General features: G+C 70.1%; 11 protein-coding genes and 1 tRNA gene. 2 read left to right on the top strand and 10 right to left on the bottom strand.

Going from position 1 to position 12,994, the window contains the following annotated elements:
- Positions 1-17 precede the first annotated feature (17 nt).
- Complete coding sequence (locus tag IEY99_RS23405; RefSeq protein WP_189206169.1) at positions 18-1,421, bottom strand: M20/M25/M40 family metallo-hydrolase; 1,404 nt, start codon at positions 1,419-1,421, stop codon at positions 18-20.
- Positions 1,422-1,462: 41 nt separating this feature from the next.
- Positions 1,463-2,596, bottom strand: coding sequence for a carboxylate-amine ligase (locus IEY99_RS23400; RefSeq protein WP_189206245.1), 1,134 nt, complete (start codon positions 2,594-2,596; stop codon positions 1,463-1,465).
- Positions 2,597-2,923: 327 nt separating this feature from the next.
- On the opposite strand from IEY99_RS23400, the gene IEY99_RS23395 reads away from it, so the two are divergent.
- Positions 2,924-3,718 (top strand): SigB/SigF/SigG family RNA polymerase sigma factor, encoded by a 795-nt coding sequence (locus IEY99_RS23395; protein WP_189206168.1) that lies wholly within the window; start codon positions 2,924-2,926, stop codon positions 3,716-3,718.
- A gap of 10 nt (positions 3,719-3,728) precedes the next feature.
- Here IEY99_RS23395 and IEY99_RS23390 read toward each other — a convergent pair whose 3' ends face one another.
- On the bottom strand, positions 3,729-4,469 hold the full coding sequence (locus IEY99_RS23390; protein ID WP_189206167.1) for a GAF domain-containing protein: 741 nt from the start codon (positions 4,467-4,469) through the stop codon (positions 3,729-3,731).
- 207 nt (positions 4,470-4,676) lie between these two features.
- Here IEY99_RS23390 and IEY99_RS23385 point away from each other — a divergent pair, with 207 nt between their 5' ends.
- Complete coding sequence (locus IEY99_RS23385) at positions 4,677-6,458, top strand: N-acetylglutaminylglutamine amidotransferase (RefSeq protein WP_189206166.1); 1,782 nt, start codon at positions 4,677-4,679, stop codon at positions 6,456-6,458.
- 68 nt (positions 6,459-6,526) lie between these two features.
- On the opposite strand, the gene IEY99_RS23380 is transcribed toward IEY99_RS23385, so the two are convergent.
- From IEY99_RS23380 to IEY99_RS23350, 7 genes are all read right to left on the bottom strand, one after another.
- Positions 6,527-7,030: a DUF6098 family protein gene (locus tag IEY99_RS23380; protein ID WP_189206165.1), complete on the bottom strand. Its 504-nt coding sequence runs from the start codon at positions 7,028-7,030 to the stop codon at positions 6,527-6,529.
- 61 nt (positions 7,031-7,091) lie between these two features.
- Entirely contained in the window at positions 7,092-8,387 is a 1,296-nt protein-coding gene (locus IEY99_RS23375; protein WP_189206164.1) for a cytochrome P450, read from the bottom strand.
- Between the two features lie 299 nt (positions 8,388-8,686).
- Positions 8,687-9,160: a hypothetical protein gene (locus IEY99_RS23370; RefSeq protein WP_189206163.1), complete on the bottom strand. Its 474-nt coding sequence runs from the start codon at positions 9,158-9,160 to the stop codon at positions 8,687-8,689.
- A 94-nt stretch (positions 9,161-9,254) separates the two neighbouring features.
- Positions 9,255-9,680: a hypothetical protein gene (locus tag IEY99_RS23365; RefSeq protein ID WP_189206162.1), complete on the bottom strand. Its 426-nt coding sequence runs from the start codon at positions 9,678-9,680 to the stop codon at positions 9,255-9,257.
- Between the two features lie 803 nt (positions 9,681-10,483).
- A complete protein-coding gene (locus IEY99_RS23360) occupies positions 10,484-10,837 on the bottom strand; it encodes a hypothetical protein (RefSeq protein WP_189206161.1) in 354 nt (117 codons plus the stop codon).
- Between the two features lie 523 nt (positions 10,838-11,360).
- A tRNA-Lys gene (locus tag IEY99_RS23355) sits at positions 11,361-11,432 on the bottom strand.
- A gap of 82 nt (positions 11,433-11,514) precedes the next feature.
- A complete protein-coding gene (locus IEY99_RS23350; protein WP_189206160.1) occupies positions 11,515-12,870 on the bottom strand; it encodes a DNA polymerase IV in 1,356 nt (451 codons plus the stop codon).
- Positions 12,871-12,994: the final 124 nt, after the last annotated feature.

Here is a 12,994-nt window from a genome sequence, read left to right as displayed (position 1 = left end):
GCCGCCGGCGCCGCCGGTCAAACGCGGTCGAGGTCGCCGAGGCGCCGCCACAGGCTGCCCAGGGTGGCCGCGCCGTTGACCAGCATCTGTATCGCGACCCGCTCGTCGCTGTCGTGCCAGCGGTCCTCGGGCAGGCCGATGCCGAAGAACATGACGGGCGCGTCGAGCATCCGGGACAGCAACTCCGCCGGCCCGCCGCCGGCGTTGCCCATCCGCCCAGGCGCCTTGCCGAAGCCGTCTTCCATCGCCGCCGACAGCGCCTCCAGCGCCGGTAGGTCTGCGGGAGTCTCGTACGGCTCCTGCGCCGTCTCCTCGGAAACGGTCAGGTCGTAGTCGACCCGGCCGTCGAGTCGCTCGGCGACCCAGCGCCGCAGCTGGTCCGCCACCGTGGCGGCTTTCTGCCCGGCCACCGTACGGATGCTGAGATTCGCGGTGGCCACCGCGGGCACCGCCGCTCGGGAAGCGCCCACGGCATCCCCGGACACCAGGCTGATGACCTCCACCGCGGGTCGCGTCCACAACTGTTCCAGCACCGTGTAGCCGGCCTCACCACTGATGCTGCGGGTCTCCGAGCGGGCAAGCCAGTCCTCGTCGGTGAACGGCAGGGCGGCCAGCTCGGCCCTGCGCTCCGCGGACGGCTCCAGGACATCGTCGTAGAAGCCGGGCAGCGTGATCCGGCCCTTGTCGTCGAGCAGCGAGCCGAGCAACCCGGCCAGCTCGATCGCCGGGTTGGGCGCCGGCCCGGACACCGTACCGCTGTGCACGTCCCGCAGTGGTCCGTACACCTGCAGCTCGGCACCGATCATGCCGCGCAGGCTGGTGCACACCGCGGGATGGTCCTGCCGCCAGGTCAGGGTGTCGGAGAAGACGACCAGATCCGCGGCCAGCTTCGTCCGGTTCTGCTCGAGGAGGTCGGCCAGATGCGCCGAGCCGGTCTCCTCCTCACCCTCGACGAGGAACTTGAGGTTCACCGCCGGGGCGTCCCGCCCGGTGGCCGCCAGGTGCGCCCGGATTCCCCAGACATGGCTCAGCACCTGGCCCTTGGCGTCCGAAGCGCCACGACCGTAGACGTACCCGTCGCGGACGGCCGGCTCGAACGGCGGAGTCTCCTCCCACTGCTCGTCCTTGGCGGCGCGCACGTCGTGGTGGCTGTAGATCAGCACCGTCGGCGCACCCGGGGCCTCGCACCACTCGGCGTACACCGCCGGCGCGCCCTCGACCTTCCACACCTCCACGCGGGGAAACCCGGTCTCGCGGAGCATGCCGGCCAGCCAGTTCGCCGACCGGATCAGCTCGGGCCCCCGCTCCGGCAGCCCGGCGACCGAACGCAGCCGGATCCAACCGATCAACCCCTCCACCACCTCCTGCCGGCGGGCGGTCAAGAAGTCGTGAATGCGGTCGCTGTCGTCTTGTCGTCCCATGTCGTCTCTCCGGATCGGTGCTGGTCGGTACGGCGTACGTCCTACTGGGCCCGGGTCCACTCGGCCAGGGCGGTGAGCACGGCCCGCACGTCGCCGGTCCGGCGGAGAACCGCCCGTTGCCGGGTGGCGCCGTCACCGTCGGCGCGTAGCCGGGCGAGCCCCTCGAGTACCGGCTCGAGGTCGCCGGCCCGCAGGAGTGCGGGGCTCACCGTGGCGAGGAGTTCGTCGACGAGGTCCCAGGCCGGGCGGGCGCGGCCCAGCCGCAGGTCGATCAGATCACCGCTGAGCCCGTCGCGGGCGGAGCGCCAGTTCGCCCCGGCCAGCACGCAGTCCCGTGGGCGTGACGCGGGAAGTCCGGCCTGGATGTCGCTGATCGCGGTCGCGACGGTGGCGCGGACGAGCGCGGTCACCAGAACGGTGTCGTCCACGTCGGTGCAGACGTCGCCCACCCGGATCTCCACCGTCGGGTAGCTGGGGGACAGGCGGGCGTACCAGTAGATCGACGCCTCGTCGAGCACCATCCCGGAGGCGATCAGTGCGGTCACCGTACGGTCGTAGTCCGCGGCGGACGTGAAGTACGGTGTCGGGCCCATGCTGGGCCAGCGCAGCAGCTGTACCGAACGCCAGCTCGCGTGTCCCGTGTCGGCGCCCTGGAACAGCGGCGAGTTCCCGGTGAGCGCGCGGATCACGGGGAGCCACACCTGCAGGTGGTTGCAGACCTGGACGGCGACCTCGCGGTCCGGGACGCCGACGTGCACGTGCAGACCGCACGCCGCCGGGTCCAGCGCGACCGGGCCGTACCGGTCCGCGAGGTCCTGGTAGCGCCGGCCGGGCGGCACGCTGACGTCGGGCTCGGCGACCGGGGTGGCGCCGATGGCCACCAGCCGTGCGCCGGCGGCTTCCGCCGCGTCGGCGGCGACCCGGCGTTGCTGCGACAGTTGCTCACGTACGTCGTCGAGCCGGGTGCAGACGCCGGTGACCAGTTCCAGCATGCTCCGGCGCATTTCTCGCCGGCTGCGTTCCCGGACCGGCTCCGGTAGGGCGGCGGCCACCTGGTCGGCGACCGGCATGTTGCGTCCCGTGACCGGGTCGAGCAGGAGGAACTCCTCCTCGACCCCGACGGTCAGCACCGGCGAAGCCGTGGAGATGGTGGCCGTCCTGCCGGCGGTGATCATGGAAGTCATGGCCTCGTCCTTCTGGCTGACGGGGTGGAGGGTCCCGGTCGGGCGTGCTGGCTACCCGTGCCCGTTCGGCGCAAACCCCTGGTGAACGGCCTGGCGACCGCGGGGGAACCAGAAGGAGTGGCTTGTGTCTATCAACCTTTTGGTTGGCGAGTCTCGGTTCTTTGGGTAGGGTTCAGTGATCGGTCAAAAAGAGCGCCGAGATCATCCAGTGCGACGTCGTCGCCGGGTGCGCATCTCGGACTGTGACCGATGTGTCGCCCGGCTTCTCGTCGTGTTCCGGTGATCTTTTTGTCATCACCGTTCCGCTTGGAGTCAGCGATGCAATCGCCCCCCGTCATGGACAGCCGCCGCGCCGCGGCCGACGACCGCGCCGCCACCCTGATCAACGCCTTCGCGGCAGGCGACCCGGACGAGCCGTCCCGGGCACTGCTGCGCGACGAGACGATCGCGGCGTGGCTACCGATGGCGCGGCGCCTCGCACGCCGCTATGCCCAGCGGGGCGAGGCGCTGGAGGATCTGACGCAGACGGCCACCATCGGGCTGATCAAGGCTGTCGACCGGTTCGACCCGGTTCTCGGCGCGGACTTCGTCGGGTACGCGCTGCCGACGATCCTGGGAGAGCTCAAGCGGTACTTCCGTGACCGGGCCTGGTCCATCCGGGTGCCGCGGCGGCTGCAGGAGATGCGGACGGCGATCAACGATGCGAGCGCGGCTCTGACGCAGGTCCTCGGCAGCACGCCCACGATCGCCGAGATCGCCGCTTACCTGCACGTCGACGAGGACAAGGTGATCGAGGGTCTGGAAGGTGCCCAGGCATACCGGGCCACCTCGCTCAACTCGCCGATCGGCGAGGACGGCGCCGGCGAACTCGGCGACATGCTGGGATCCGAGGATCACGGATACGAGCTCACCGAGTGGCATCTCTGCCTCGGACCGGCGCTGACGCGCCTGACGCCGCAACTGCGCCGCATCGTGACGCTGCGGTTCTACGGCAATCTGACCCAGTCGCAGATCGCGGCACAGCTCGGCATCTCGCAGATGCACGTCTCCCGGCTGCTCACCAAGGCGCTGGCCACGCTGCGGGAAGACCTGGATCCGCACGCCGGCGGCTGACGGCGCCCGGTCACAGCCACTGCCTCAGGACGGCGGCCGCGGCAAGGCTCAGCGAGGTTCCCTTCTCCGCGGCTCGCGCGCACAGGTCGGTGTAGGCGTCCTCGGTGCTGCTGCGGGTGCAACCGGCGAGGACGTCGACAGCAAGCCGGATGGTGGCGCGTATGGACAGTGCGCTTGCGTATCCGGTGAGCAGTTCCTCGGCTCCGGGGTCGGACACCGGTGGGCCTGCGGCGTCCAGATCGAGTCCACGGCTGGTGGCGTACAGTTCGGCCACCGCGGCGATCAGCGGTTGCATCGCGGCGTCGTCGCGGCCGTAAAGGTTCAGCACGGCGATCGGTGTGCCCCGCCCGGTGTACAACGGCACCGAGACGGACGCGCGCAGGCCCAGAGCGGGTGCCACCTCGTGGAAGCCGGGCCAGTGCATCGTCGCCGCGATGTCGGGCACCCCGACCGGTTCGCCGGTCTCCAGCGCCTGGAGGCAGGGGCCGGCCCGGTCGGCGAACTGCGCCTCGTCGACGGCGCGGGCAACGTCGCTGGTGGTCGCGACGGCGGTGTATTCGTGGCCCTGCAGTGTCGTGATCGACGCGTAGTCCGCGGCCGCGATCCGGTCAGCGGCCAGGGCCGCGATCGCAGTCAGGCGTTCCTCGACGCCGGAAGCGTGGTCCGGTGTCTCCGCCAGGGCGACGAGGGCGTCGGCCAGTGGCCCGTGACGCCGAGGGGATACCCGTTCCGGTTGCTGTGACTTAGCCATGGGCCCTTCCCCGTGATCGGCTCCCCGAGTCCGATCACGCATACCCGGCCGGGCCGGACCTACGCCGGCACCCGGTGCATCCGTACGGGCGACTGTTCGGCCGCAGCCCCCGTGCTCGGCCGATCCCGGCCGTTTCATCGATCTTCCGACGGGTAGCCGGACCGGCACCCCGGGGTGCGCGGCCGGGGATCGGAGAAAGCAGGCGGCATGTGTGGAATCAGCGGTGAAGTGAGTTTCGGCGGACGGCCCGACGCCGGAGCGGTCGTACGGATGACCGAAGCGCTGCAATCACGAGGACCCGACGGCAGCGGGCACTGGGACGACGGCTGGGTGATGCTCGGGCACCGGCGGCTGAGCATCATCGACCTGTCCGACAACGGCCACCAGCCGATGGTCTCCGACGAACTCGGTGTCGGCATCAGCTTCAACGGCTGCGTCTACAACTACCGTGAGCTGCGCACGGAACTCGAGGGCTACGGGTACGGCTTCCATTCGAACAGCGACACCGAGGTGGTCCTGGTCGCATACCACCGTTGGGGTGAACGATTCGCCGAGCATCTGGTCGGCATGTTCGCCGTCGCCGTGGTGGACCGCACCCGTCGCCGGCTGGTGCTGGCGCGGGACAGGCTCGGCATCAAACCGCTGTACCTCGCCGAGTCCGGCAGCGGAGTCCGGTTCGCCTCCACGCTGCCTGCCCTGCTCGCCGGCGGCGGGGTGGACACCGGCATCGACACCGTCGCCCTGCACCACTACCTGTCGTGGCACTCCATCGTCCCCGCGCCCAGGACGATCCTGCGTGGCGTCCGCAAGCTGCCGCCGGCCACCGTACGCGTCATCGAGCGCGACGGAAGCAGCCGCGACCACATCTACTGGCGCCCGGACTACGTACGCGATCCGGCGCACGCCGGCATGGACGCCGGCGACTGGCAGGAGGCATTGACCGGCGCGTTGCGGGTCGCCGTCGAGCGGCGCCTGATCGCGGACGTGCCGGTGGGGGTCCTGCTCTCCGGCGGCCTCGACTCCAGCCTCATCGTCGCGCTGACCGCCGAGGCCGGGCAACGCGACCTGCGGACGTTCAGCATCGGGTTCGACAGCGCCGGCGGGGAGTCCGGTGACGAGTTCGCCTACTCGGACCTCGCGGCCCGTACCTTCGGCACCGAGCACACGCGCATCCCGATCGAGGACGTCCGCCTGCAATCCGCCGTCGAACAGGCCGTCACCGCGATGTCCGAGCCGATGGGCAGCCACGACGTGGTCGCGTTCCACCTGCTGTCGCAGGAGGTCTCTCGGCACGTGAAGGTGGCGCAGTCCGGACAGGGCGCCGACGAGGTGTTCGGCGGTTACGGATACCACCAGCCGCTGGCCCGGATCCCGCGCGGCACCGCGGCGGACGCGTTCATCCGGGCCTTCGCCGACCGCAGCCACGCCGAACTGGCCGAGGTGGTGCAGCCGGAGCATCTGTGTCGCCACGACGTCAGCCGCGCCGTGATCGAACAGCACCTGAACGCGCCCGGTGCGGACACCGCCGTCGATGCCGTGCTGCGGCTCGACACGCACCTGCTGATGCCCGACGACCCGGTCAAACGGGTGGACAACATGAGCATGGCGTGGGGGCTCGAACTGCGGGTGCCGTTCCTCGACCAGGACCTCGTCTCGCTGGCCGCGGCCTGCCCGCCGGAGCTGAAGGTGGCGCAGGGTGGCAAGGGCGTACTGAAGGACCTCGCCCGGCGCCACCTGCCGGCCGAGCTGATCGACCGGCCCAAGGGCTACTTCCCGGTGCCGGCGTTGCGCCACCTGCAGGGAGCGGTGCTCGACCAGGTCACCAAAGCCCTCTACAGCCCCGCCGCCAAGGAACGCGGCCTGTTCCGGCCGGAATACGTCGAAGAACTGCTGGCGCAGCCGAACAAGCACCGCACGCCGGTCGGCTACAACAAACTGTGGCAGCTGGGCCTGCTCGAACTCTGGCTGCAGTCGCACGGGATCGGCTGACGGCCGCGTACGCCGGCGACGTCGCGGAGAAGTCGCGGTACTTCCGGTGCGCGCGCCGGATGCCACATTCACGCCGGGAGAGGCCCGGGGTCCGCACCGCTACGGTTGAGCGGTCCCCACCCCTCGGCCGACTGCTGCTCGACCAGCGCCTGCGCCTGGGCGAGAACCGCCTCACTCACCCAGGCGATCGGTCGCCGGCATCGCACCAGTGGCTCGTTGTCGGGGCCGCGCCCGCAGACCTGTCCCACCAGTACCCACGGGCGTGCGCCGTCGCGGTGCAGGTGGCGGTAGTCGTACAGCCGGCGGGCGGCCCAGAGCCGCCGGGACCGGTCGCCCCACCAATCCTCCACCGCGAGCGGGTTGGCCGACAGGCCCGGCAGGCGCACACCCGTCAGGGTGTCCCGGCTGGAACCGCCGTGGTCGTCGACCAGGTCCACCGCGGGTCCCCTCGACCACCGCACGTAGTACCCGCCCTCGGCCGGTGCCTCGTCCAGCAGCTCGATCAGCTCGGCCAGGTCAGTGATCACGGGCAGCGGCCGGCCGTTGTCCGCCGTGTTCGGCTCTTGCCGCATCCCGGTCCGGGGTGAAGACCCGCTGTCGTCCTGCCGCTCCTGATCCACGGCCGGCCCTTCGTCAGCGGTACGGCGTGGCATGAAGCACCGCGTCCACCGCGTCCTCGGACCGGGCCGAGCCGGCCACGCGGAGCACCACCCGGCTGCGAGGCAGGGCCGGAATCCGGCGCAGTGAGATGGTCAGATCCTGCTGCGGCACCTCGAAGTCGAGCCGGGCCAGCCGGATGACCAGCGTGGCCAGCAGCGCGAGGGTGACGTCCTCGCCCGGGCACCGGTGGCCGGCGTGCGGGTCGCCGCCGCCTTGCGGGATCAGTTCGTCGCGGCCCGGCGCCTTGTCGAGGAAACGTCCGGGATCGAAACGGTACGGATCCGGCCACAGCGCCGGGTCGTGGTGCTGGCCGTAGATGTCGAGCAACACCATGGCGCCCGCCGGGATGTGCTCGCCCCGCCAGCTCAGGTCCCGGACGGCCAGACCACCCACGAACGGCGCGAACGGGTAGAATCGGCGCAGCTCGTGGGCGAAGGCGACAGCCCATTCCCGATCACCTGCCTGCAGCCGCTGCCGGTGCTGCGGCCAACGGTGCAACGCGTGCCCGGCGAAGCTGACGTACCAGGACACCGCGACCGTCGGCCGGATGACGTTGAGCAGTTCCACCGCCGCTCGCTTGCGCTCGATCAGCCGCCCGTCTGTCTCGGTGTGGCGGGCCACGAGGTCCAGCACCGAGTCGGCGGGCGCGGTCACCGCACCGTCGCGTACCTGCTGAATCAGGTCGGCCAGCCAGCGCTCGCAGCGTCCCCGGGCCCGGCGCGCCCGCCAGTGCCGCGGTCCGAGGGTGGCGAACCCGTCCACCAGCGCGGTCAGGTCGGCGGCCGTTCGTGTCACGTCCGCGGCGGCGAGCGGAACACCGGCCCATTCACACACCGCCCGGGTGATCACACGAGCGGACTCGTCGAAGAGCACCACCTGCGGCCGCCGCGTCCAGTCCTCGGCCGCCTCGTCCCAGAGCTCCCCGGCGCGTTGCGCAAGCCGGCCCACCTGGCGCGCGTCCTTCAGCACCGACAGGAACATCATCTTGCGGTTGCGGTGATCCAGGCCGTCGAGCGTTTGGATGGCGCTGTGGCCGAAGAGCGTGCCCTGTACCGGCTCGGGAATCGCGCCGTGCCGCCGTACATGCGCCTCGTCATAGAAGAACCGCACCGCTTCCGGCCCGCGCAAGCCGACCGCACGGCGGCCCATCAGCCGGGTCTGCACGGCGCTCGCCGTACCGGCGCGGCGCCACCGCCCCGGAAGCCAGGAGTAGCCCTGCACCGCCAGTCCCAGGCTGTCGTCGAGATAAGGACGCCGATTCTCAGACATGCGCGCGGTATGCCCCTTCCCCCCACGGAGAAACCCACCCTCTGCTGCGAGCGGCCTGGCATCGACGTGGCCTACGCGACCACACCACCGAGCGGACCCCGGAGCGGATCGCGAAGTAGCAGCGGGTCGCCCAGTTCGTGGGTCCGGCTCTGGCGGGGGCCGACATCGCCGCCGGCTCGCACCTGGTGCAGTCGTACTGGGCCGGCGCCACGGCCAAGGGTGTTCTGCGGCGCCTGCTGCCCGCTGACCGGCGGCCCTGTACCGATGCCGGTACGGGGCCCGCCGGCGTGGCCCCGGTGTCAACGGTGTCCGCCGGTATGCCGGTCATCACCGGAATGGCCGGATTGCGCCACCCGGCAGCGGACGCCGCCGTACGCCGGATGCGGTGGGCGCGCGCGACAGTCCGGCGCCTGCCACGGCGAAGCCCGCGGCTTCTTCGTGTGCTGTCGCGGCTCGTACGCCTGGGAATCGGCCGTGATGACGAAGGCCCGGTCGGTGCCGTGCTCGTCGCGGGCGCCGACGTAGAGCTGGAGGTGGTGGAAGATGTCGCCAACCACCGCGACGACGGGCTGAGCGGCGGCGCGGGAGTAGACCATGACGTGCGTGTAGCCGAGGAGACCGCGCACGGCCAGTTCGCTGGTGTCGAGCGGATCGACCAGTACGCAGAGGTCAGGATCGGGATCGGCCCCGATCACCTCGGGCTCGGCCTCCTCGGAGGCATAGACGAACGAGCCGAGGATCGGGGTGAGCAGTTCGCGATAGCGGCGGTGCATCCACAGGTCATGCTCGGACAGGAAGTTGTCCTCGTGGCGCAGGTTCTCGCTCTCGCCACGCCGCCCGGTCAGAGCCGGGGACGCAGGTCCAACATCACACCGCGTACCGTCGCGGCGATCCTGGCTGCGAGATCGGGGATGTCGTTGGCCTCGTCCATCGCAATCGCTCTATCTGCTCAGCGAAGCTCAACGGCGGTTCGATGCCCGGAGGGCTCATCGTCGCGGCGATGAAGACCGCCTCGAACTTCGCCGCCTGCATGATTGTGCTGCCGGTGAGGTCGTCGAAACCATCGACCTCCAGGGATTCACCCTTGGTCATGATTCCGAACACGGCGAAGTACAGCTCTGCCCCTGGGTGTCGCTCGCGTAGCTCGCCGGCGACGAGCCCCACGACGTCGGCGTGCTTGACCTCGAAGTCGCAGATCACGATGACTGGGGACTCCACCGACTCGGGGTAGTGCGACTCTGACGCGAAGGTGATCTCATTCCGGGCGCGGTACCGGCCTGGCGCGTCGCCCATCGTGCCGCGGTGACAGCGTTTGCCGGCGCCAATGCGCGCATCTGGGCGGACATCGGCGGGCCAGAACCGGATGTGTGGACGCGGCGACTCGTGGACGCATCAGCCGTTGGCGCGACCATCGATCCACCGACAGTCAGCGACAGGGCTGAGACGTATCGTTGTGGCAGGTGACGCTACCGCGCGCTTGGTAGGTCGTCACGAGCTTGGCGGCGAAGGGCGGTTGGCGTGGAGCCAGACGAGCGGTCTTGGAATGAGCTGGCGGCGGAGGCTCACCAGCGGGGGGGGCAGGCAGCCCAGCGTGCAGCTGAGGCTCATGAACGGAGCCGGGAGATCGGCGAGCGCCTGAGCAATGTCGACCAGCCTGGAAAGGTGCAGGCGGTGTCGGATACTCAGTCCGCCTCCCGCGCTGCCGAGCTGGCAGAGGCCAGCCGTGCGCGGGCGGCCGCCGCGCACTGGAGCGCGGCAAGGGGCCATGAGCTTGCGCAACAGGCACACGAGGAGGCGGCGTCCGTTGATCCTGCTCATGCTGCCGAGCACCAACGTGACGCGGAGTGGCACCGCGTGGAGGCCGACAAAGCCAGACGTCAAGCGGAGGAAGACAGCCGATAACGCGAGAGGGACTGTGACCCCCTGACGCGCATAAGGGACCGCCAGGTTCAGCAGCCCGCACTTTGCCACAGTTTCCAAGTCGTTGTGGCTGAGTCCGTGTCGATCAGTCGCTGAGGTGCAAGCTGCCGGTCCCGGGGATGTCTCTATTGAGCGAGGAAGCGAGTGCCGCTGCTTCTCGCCTCCCCGCCCATGGATCATTCGGTAGGCGCCTGACTGATGAAGGTGAATTGAGCGCCTAGCTGGAAGTACTTCTGACCGTGTTCTCCGATGGCCGGCTTCCTCGGTTGAGTGGTTACCTCGCTGACGCGGCCAAGGCCCGAAGCGACTGTTCCCTTCGACTGCTCGATCACTCTGTCAACCTTGTCGGCGAGGGCATGCAAGTGATACGACCCGCTGGCCACGATGCCGAATTCCACGACTCGCTTGACCAGTCCGTCGTTGTTGGTGAGCTGCACCAGACCAGCGTTGACCTCTGCCGGAGAACTTGAGTCAGGCCATCGAGCGAGCGCGGGACGGCGCACCTCCTCAGCCGAGATGGCGAAGAGCATCGTCTCTGGCATCCTCCGTCTCGCCGTGGAGAACGGTGTCTTGCCACGCAACGCCCTGCACGAGATCCGCCCGTCACCTGCCAGGTCGACAAACCAGAGACCAGGGCGCGCGACACCACCCGGGCGCTGACCCGAGAGGAACGTGACTCGCTCATCGGGTACGCGGACAAGAGTGCACTCAGCGAGACCATCTCGCCGCCCACCCGACGCAAGCGACAGATGTCGCGGACCTTCTTGCCTTCATGGCCGGAACAGGAGTCCGCATCAACGAAGCACGCTCGCTCCGCCGGGAGGACTGTGACCACGCTGCTTGACCAGGCCGGAGTGCCCATCGCTGCATTGCCGATCAGCTCGGCCACGCCGATCCGGCGATGACTGCAAGCGTGTACCTTGGGCGCGACCCCCGGGGCGACAAGTCGTCCGTCGCCGAACACCTGTAAGGCAATTTCGGTAACAAAGCGGTAACCGAACCGTTGAGCGACCGTCTGCCCGCAGCGGCGACGCAGGTCAGAGCCGGTTGAGGTGGGCCGCCGGGGACTCGAACCCCGAACCTAAGGATTAAAAGTCCTCAGCTCTGCCATTGAGCTAGCGGCCCGCGACGGCCAGGGTACCTGGGCGAAGCACGTAATCCTAAGCGATACCCGCCTGCGTAGGGGGCCTGCGCTGCATCGACGCGCTCAAGTTGTGGGCCGGAGCGGTGCTGTCCAGTCCGGCGGGTCGGCGGGATGCAGGCGCGCGTCGTCGATGGGGAAGGTCCGCACCGGTCCGGGCGGGGTGGTAGGACCCTCGAAGCGGACGCTGACGCGGCCCAGGCCGCTGCCCCAGACCCAGCCGGGGCCGTACTGTTCGTGGCGGACGTCCTGGCCGGGGCGCCACGACAGCGGGGTGGTGGACGCCGGTATCACGGCGGCATCTGCTGGCTCCGGGGGAGGGCCGTCATGGCTGTCGGTGTCATTGACGGTGTCCGTGAACAGGTCGTCTTGGACGAAGTCGGCGAGCGTGGTCACGCCGACGCCGAGCAGCCGGATCCCGGTCGCGGTGTCGACGTCCGCGAGCAGCGTCCGCGCGAGCTGGGCGATGAGCCGCGGGTCGTCGGTGGGCTGTGCCCGGGTGCTCGAGCGGGTGATGGTGGTGAAGTCGTAGTGCCGTACCTTCAGCGTCACCGTGCGCCCGGACAGACCGGCGGTGCGGAGCCGGCCTCCTACCCGGGCGGCGAGCAGGTCGATCTCGGTGCCGAGCCGGGCCCGGTCGGTGACGTCGGTGTCGAAGGTGTCCTCCGCCGACACGGATTTCGCCTCGCGTTCCGCGACGAGCTTGCGGTTGTCGTCGGCGCGAGCGAGGCGGAACAGCCCGTTGCCGTGGGCCTGGCCGAACCGGTCCACCAGATCCGTGAGCGATACCCGCGACAGGTCCCCGATGGTGTGGATCCCGGAGCGGCGGAGCCGGTCCTGCGTGGCCGGTCCGACGCCGGGCAGCCGGCCGACGGGCAGCGGATGCAGGACCGCTTGTTCATCGCCGGGGGCGACGATGGTGAGCCCGTTGGGCTTGTCCAGGTCGGAGCCGATCTTCGCGACCAGCTTCGACGTGCCGACCCCGATGGATGCGGTGACCCCGCCGGTGGCCGCGGCGATGGCGTCCTTGACCTGCCGCATCAGCGCGGTGACGGCGGCGACGGACGGGTCGTGGCCGCCGGCGGCGAGGTCGAGGTAGGCCTCGTCGATGGAGACCTGCTCCACCAGCGGCGACACCTCGCCCAGGAGCGCCATGACGACGTTGCTGGTCTTTCGGTACGCCGCGCCGCGCGGCGACAGGAACGCCGTGCCGGGCGGGCAACACCGGCGGGCCTGCGCGACCGGCATCGCGGAGCGCGCCCCGAACACCCTTGCCTCGTACGAGGCGGTCGCCACCACCCCGCGTCCCCCCACGCCGCCGACGATGACGGGTTTGCCCCGCAGTGAGACTTTGTCGCGCTGTTCCACGGCGGCGAACATCGCATCGAGATCCACATGGGCGACGCTCGCCTCCCGCCGCACCGGCTCCTCCCACCAGCTCGAACACCACCGCCGCCCGCAGCGTAAGCGCGAGGTATGACAACAACGGCCGCCGGCCGGCGGGACAGGCGGCCCGGTGGATGTTTCGAGCCTCGGCCGCCGAGGC

Source organism: Couchioplanes azureus, from assembly GCF_014648355.1.
In the GTDB taxonomy this organism is placed as follows: Bacteria; Actinomycetota; Actinomycetes; order Mycobacteriales; family Micromonosporaceae; genus Actinoplanes; species Actinoplanes azureus.
The sequence above is the reverse complement of the archived record's forward strand: the minus strand, read 5'-3'. Positions and strand labels throughout refer to the sequence as shown.

Bases quoted from the DNA above. Each gene is read 5' to 3' on its own strand.
- IEY99_RS23395 (WP_189206168.1), top strand. From the start codon at position 2,924: ATGCAATCGCCCCCCGTCATGGACAGCCGCCGCGCCGCGGCCGACGAC.
- IEY99_RS23405 (WP_189206169.1), bottom strand. From the start codon at position 1,421: ATGGGACGACAAGACGACAGCGACCGCATTCACGACTTCTTGACCGCC.
- IEY99_RS23365 (WP_189206162.1), bottom strand. From the start codon at position 9,680: ATGGGCGACGCGCCAGGCCGGTACCGCGCCCGGAATGAGATCACCTTC.
- IEY99_RS23390 (WP_189206167.1), bottom strand. From the start codon at position 4,469: ATGGCTAAGTCACAGCAACCGGAACGGGTATCCCCTCGGCGTCACGGG.
- IEY99_RS23370 (WP_189206163.1), bottom strand. From the start codon at position 9,160: ATGCACCGCCGCTATCGCGAACTGCTCACCCCGATCCTCGGCTCGTTC.
- IEY99_RS23400 (WP_189206245.1), bottom strand. From the start codon at position 2,596: ATGATCACCGCCGGCAGGACGGCCACCATCTCCACGGCTTCGCCGGTG.
- IEY99_RS23375 (WP_189206164.1), bottom strand. From the start codon at position 8,387: ATGTCTGAGAATCGGCGTCCTTATCTCGACGACAGCCTGGGACTGGCG.
- IEY99_RS23385 (WP_189206166.1), top strand. From the start codon at position 4,677: ATGTGTGGAATCAGCGGTGAAGTGAGTTTCGGCGGACGGCCCGACGCC.
- IEY99_RS23380 (WP_189206165.1), bottom strand. From the start codon at position 7,030: ATGCGGCAAGAGCCGAACACGGCGGACAACGGCCGGCCGCTGCCCGTG.
- IEY99_RS23360 (WP_189206161.1), bottom strand. From the start codon at position 10,837: ATGCTCTTCGCCATCTCGGCTGAGGAGGTGCGCCGTCCCGCGCTCGCT.